At 42.2% G+C, this 5,000-nt stretch carries 5 protein-coding genes; 3 read left to right on the top strand and 2 right to left on the bottom strand.

All coding sequences use genetic code 11. The features are described from left to right. Positions 1–88: 88 nt before the first annotated feature. Positions 89–1,285, bottom strand: coding sequence for a DUF4377 domain-containing protein (locus PX636_RS09295; RefSeq protein WP_002797825.1), 1,197 nt, complete (start codon positions 1,283–1,285; stop codon positions 89–91). Between the two features lie 263 nt (positions 1,286–1,548). Between PX636_RS09295 and PX636_RS09290 the strand changes: the two genes are divergently transcribed. The 3 genes from PX636_RS09290 (at position 1,549) to PX636_RS09280 (ending at position 3,054) form a co-directional block, all read left to right on the top strand. Next, positions 1,549–1,893: a YbaB/EbfC family nucleoid-associated protein gene (locus PX636_RS09290; RefSeq protein WP_288116862.1), complete on the top strand. Its 345-nt coding sequence runs from the start codon at positions 1,549–1,551 to the stop codon at positions 1,891–1,893. A gap of 59 nt (positions 1,894–1,952) precedes the next feature. Beyond that, positions 1,953–2,675 (top strand): pyridoxine 5'-phosphate synthase, encoded by a 723-nt coding sequence (locus PX636_RS09285; RefSeq protein ID WP_288032482.1) that lies wholly within the window; start codon positions 1,953–1,955, stop codon positions 2,673–2,675. Between the two features lie 67 nt (positions 2,676–2,742). After that, positions 2,743–3,054, top strand: coding sequence for an MgPME-cyclase complex family protein (locus PX636_RS09280; protein ID WP_002797828.1), 312 nt, complete (start codon positions 2,743–2,745; stop codon positions 3,052–3,054). A 219-nt stretch (positions 3,055–3,273) separates the two neighbouring features. On the opposite strand, the gene PX636_RS09275 is transcribed toward PX636_RS09280, so the two are convergent. Then, positions 3,274–4,914 carry a DUF655 domain-containing protein gene (locus PX636_RS09275; RefSeq protein ID WP_288116864.1) on the bottom strand — a complete coding sequence of 547 codons (1,641 nt, stop codon included), beginning with the start codon at positions 4,912–4,914 and terminating at the stop codon, positions 3,274–3,276. Between the last annotated feature and the right edge of the window lie 86 nt (positions 4,915–5,000).

The raw sequence follows: 5,000 nt of genomic DNA, 5'->3' as shown, positions 1-5,000 counted from the left end.
TGATAACTGATAACTGATAACTGATAACTGATAACTGATAACTGATAACTGATAACTGATAACTGATAACTGATAACTGATAACTGAATTAGTTTCTCACCGCTTCTGTTTCCACTTCTTTGGGAACAACAACTGGCACTCCGCTGACTGTTTCGATTTGATAAATAACGCGACTTAATTGGGAAGGACAACAGAGAGGATCCGTGTCTTTATAGCGATTAAAAACCACAATAATTCGATCGCTATTTTGTAAAACAATTCTCTGAGATGCTCCATCAGTGCGGGAATCCATCGGTCGCGGGGAAAGAGTGCCAGCGAATTTACCATCGACAAAAACAAAGTCTTGATAACCCATCGGTCGGCACATTCCATCCACTCCACTCATGGCCGAAATAACGCTAGTTTTACCATAGGTTTGCACGGACCCGTACAGTAACCATCCTGCTTTATTAAGCGCTTGATCATTGGCAGTAATTGCCGGACGAACCTGTTCACGACACTGGTTATCAATCACGGTTTTAACGGGAGATTTGGGGATAGGTGCCTTGGCTTTATTCCAATTAGTTAACGGTCGATCAAACCAAGCTCGCGGAGTCTCTTTTTCTGGGGTTTGGCTAATAACTTCTAATAGCTTCCATGTTTCCGAATTTTGATTATTAGCTGGATTGGAGACGGTTTCAATGCTAACTTTAATTTGATAGAAAAATCCTGGTTTATAATCAAATCCCTCGATACTATTGGCGAACAATCTCCAGTTTTCCTCTGGTTTTTCTCGTATCTGTAAACAGTCTTTGGTTGGTCCTTGGCTACAGGGTTGTTTCCTAGAATTGATATAAATTGTCTTTTCCGTGCGCGTGGTGGTCGGTGCGGGGGTAAAAGTGAGTATTCCTAAACCTTCGGGAGTACGATAAAATAATTGTAAATCGCCTTTAACTGTTACTTGGAATTGTTCCACTCCTTGCAAGGCGGCCAGATATTGATTTTCTTGTTTCATCTGCGGTTCCGGACAAGCTTTTTTGGTAGTAGCGATCGCTTGGTTGATCTGGAACGTGCCATTATTGACTTGATAGCCAGTATTATACTGGTTGCATCCGGCCGAACCACTGAGGATATTTTTCTGGAAAGCGGCAGTAATTTCCGTTTCTTTCACCAAACTTCCAGCTGTCCACCCCCTTAGTTTCCATCGAGTCCCCTCCAAAGGGGAAGTATTAGCGATCGCCGCTTTCCCCGCTAAAGCACAACTTAGGGCAATTGTCAAGAAAATTCCCGTTTTTTTGGCGTTCAAAATTGCTATTCTCCTCGTCAAAGCAACAATTGTATTATGGCGTGGGGTAATCGACTGAGTGGTTAGGATAATTTTTCGGATTTCTCTTTCTGACCATCCCGTGACGGATGAAGAGAGAACAAGTTCCCTCAAACCTTAACCCAGTCAGAAAGTCATCGTTGTCAATAATCACTTTTTGCCCTCAAATGGCCAAAAGTTGCTCCGAGTTCACCTTAAGCAGTACAATAAAAACCTTGAGTGACCCCTTAAACAAAAAAAACATTATGGCACAAGGACAAGGATTCGGATTCGGTCTCGGTAAGATTAAAGAATTACAAGACGCTTTCCAAAAAGCGCAACAGGTGCAACAAGGGGCCAAAGTTCTGCAAGAAGAACTGGAAACTATGGAAATTCCTGGCCAGAGTGAAAATGGCTTGGTGACAGTCTATCTCAGTGGCAACCAAGAACCCCGGGGGATTGAAATCGATCCGGCTCTCCTCTCCCAAGATCTGGAGATTGTGGCTGGGTCTATTCTAGAAGCCATGAAAGTCGCCTATGATGCCTCCACGGAAACCATGCGCAGCAAAATGGAAGAACTGACCAGTGGTTTAAATATCCCCAGTATGTAATCGCTTTTGACGGCAATGGTAAGATGGAAAGTTGGACTAACAAACAAGGAGGTTCAACTTTGCTGACTTTGGGTGTCAATATCGACCATGTGGCCACAATTCGCCAAGCGCGCCGCACCGTGGAACCGGATCCCGTGGCGGCGGCAGTTTTGGCCGAAATCGGTGGTGCTGATGGCATTACCGTTCACTTGCGCGAGGATCGTCGTCATATCCAAGATCGCGATGTGCGGATTCTCCGGCAAACGGTGCGGACTCATCTGAATCTGGAAATGGCCCCGACGGAGGAAATGATCGCCATTGCTCTCGATATTAAACCCGATTATGTCACCCTTGTCCCCGAAAAGCGCCAGGAAGTGACCACGGAAGGGGGGATCGATATGCTGGGCAATTTTGACCGTTTTTGTCGGGTTGTAGAGCGCCTGCAAGCGGCTAATATCCCCGTTAGTTGGTTTATTGATGCCGATTTTGCCCAAATTCAAGCGGCCGCTAATACGGGGGCGAAATTTATTGAACTCCATACCGGTCAATACGCCGAAGCACAACAGGAGAGCGATCGTCAAGCATCGTTAACAATTCTTAAAGAAGGTTGTGAATACGCTTCCTCTCTGGGTTTGCGGGTGAATGCCGGCCACGGTTTGACCTATGGGAATGTTTATGCCGTCGCCTGTTTGCCCAATATGGAAGAATTGAACATTGGTCACACAATTATCAGTCGTGCGGTTTTGGTCGGGTTGGAACGGGCTGTTAGGGAAATGAAATTGGCTATGCGTGGACAATTGTAAAAGCCATCAGCTATCAGCTAATCTACCGACTAACGAACAATTACACTGAAAAATTAAAGGAAAGATGATGACAACTTATTATTATTTGGTAGCCAGTCAAAAGTTTTTAGAAGAAGAAGCGATCGAAAAGGAAGTTTTGAAGGAAAGAATCAGGAATTATCAAGAAAAAGGTCAAGAAATTGATTTTTGGTTAATTGCCAATCCAGCTTTTTTAGATACTCCCGCTTTTGCCGATATCAAAAAGAAAACTCCCCAACCGGCAGCGGCGATTGTTTCTCTCAATCAACAGTTTATTACTTGGCTGAAATTGCGTCTAGAATACGTTATTACTGGACAGTTTGAGGCTCCTTCCGATAGTATTCCCGAACCGTTAAAATAACCCTTTTTTGTCTGTGGTAAATAAGTGGTTATAATTAAATAGAAGATAGATTTTGGGTTCGATCCCCCCTGCCCCCCTTGATAAGGGGGGTGCCGATAGGCGGGGGGATCCCCCTTAATAAGGGGGGCTGACGATTTTAACACCTACCTACTTAGCTTGCCGTAACAAGGGAAAATTGCTAGTTTTTGTCTATGGCAAAAAATACAGACGAGGCACTGATCACCAGCTGACTTTGCCTTTGAGCTTGCTAATTTTTCCCTGACCGATTCCCGATACTCGATCCAAATCTTCTAGGGAAGTAAAGGGTTTTTGTTGCCGGGCAGCGATAATTTTTTCGGCTAATTTGCCACTGATACCGGGTAAACTATCTAATTCTTCTTTGGTGGCGGTGTTTAAATTAATTAAGCGATCGCTTTTAATTGTTACAGATTGGGGGCAGTTTTTTCTATCCTGTTCGATCCGATTTTTAATAGTTTCCGGCAGTCCTAATTTAGCGGTACGGTAAAGATATTGAAATTCTCGATCGAAATGAGCGGCAACGGTGGGATTATCGATAATAACTAAAGCTTCATCGTTTTGATGGTTAGCGGCTCTTGACCAATTATGAGAACCAGTAATCACAATTTTATCATCGATTAAACCGAATTTATGGTGTAATTTATCTCCCCGGGCTAGATCGGGAACTCCTAGGGTATTAATTGGGTTTTGCCAAGGCTGATTATCTGGTTCATAACGACATTTATTACTGAGAGCAACTCCTAATAAATCTAATCCTTCGCTATAGTATCGGAAGGCAAAACTAGGATCAATTAAAGCTTTAATTTCTATCCCTTTTTGATGTCGTTGAGCGAGAATATTAGCTAAAGGCTGTTCCGTAAAGACAAACAGGGCTAAATTCACGGATTTTTCAGCTTTATTTAAAGTTTCACCAATGAGACCATTGCTAGTAATTGCCCAGGGATAAGTAGTAGAATCGGGGGAAAATTTTACCGTCAGACTACTACTACTGATAGTAATTTTTTGCGGGTTTCTCTGGGGTTTATCTAACCCAAATTTAGGCCGATCTTCCCTTCCCCACATCAGATTAAATTCTTGTTGAAAAACTCTAGCTAGTGGGGTATTAGTAATCACTAATAAGTGATTGGCATTACCGACAGTTTTGGGATTAGAAAAGTCTCCATGAATATCACTTAAGGTATAGTTAGCTGAACTGATTAAAGTAGTGTAATTATCAATAACCATGAATTTATGGTGCATTAAACCACTACCTTTTGAGCGATCTGCCCTATCATCAATTATGGGAATACCAGCTTTTTTGAGGATAGTAATTGCATCTCTTTGGGCGATTTCCTCCGCACTTAATTTACCATCTCGATTTACATCAACTAAATCAAAAAGGTTTTGATAACGTTCCTGTTCTTGATCGCTTGATTGTTCTTGGTTTTTGGCTAAACTATGAATAGGTTTATTGTAAATATTTTCGAGGATAACCCTAACTTTAATTCCTTGTTGCTGACGCTCCACTAAAGCTTGAGCGATGGCGGGTAAACGTAACTCTTGCACCGCTAGATCGATCGAACTTTTGGCCGAGTTGATATTATCAATAATAACCTGTTCTAAATTATCCCCCGGGCGATTAATTTGGCGATAGGGATCGGTATAATTTGACCCCTGGGCTTGATTATAATTAAAATAGACTTGAATATATTGATCTTGGGGCAAGGGTTGGGGACGATTTTGGATAGCATTCAAAGAATGACAGCCACCCAAAAGAGAAACTGTTCCTAACAAAAATCCCAACTGTCCCATAGGCCGAATTTTTTTTAATCTCAATTTATCTATTGCCATTTTTGTCCACATAATTATCATTACCCTAGGATTCAGGAGGGAATTTTTACCTAAGGAGGTTCTCGGAAATCGGTATGTACTAAATTGATTATAAGTAG

Origin of the sequence: Microcystis sp. M53598_WE2 (assembly GCF_030067735.1) — a bacterium.
Lineage (GTDB): Bacteria > Cyanobacteriota > Cyanobacteriia > Cyanobacteriales > Microcystaceae > Microcystis > Microcystis aeruginosa.
This window is presented reverse-complemented; position numbering and strand designations above follow the sequence as displayed.

Bases quoted from the DNA above. Each gene is read 5' to 3' on its own strand.
- PX636_RS09290 (WP_288116862.1), top strand. From the start codon at position 1,549: ATGGCACAAGGACAAGGATTCGGATTCGGTCTCGGTAAGATTAAAGAA.
- PX636_RS09280 (WP_002797828.1), top strand. From the start codon at position 2,743: ATGACAACTTATTATTATTTGGTAGCCAGTCAAAAGTTTTTAGAAGAA.
- PX636_RS09275 (WP_288116864.1), bottom strand. From the start codon at position 4,914: ATGTGGACAAAAATGGCAATAGATAAATTGAGATTAAAAAAAATTCGG.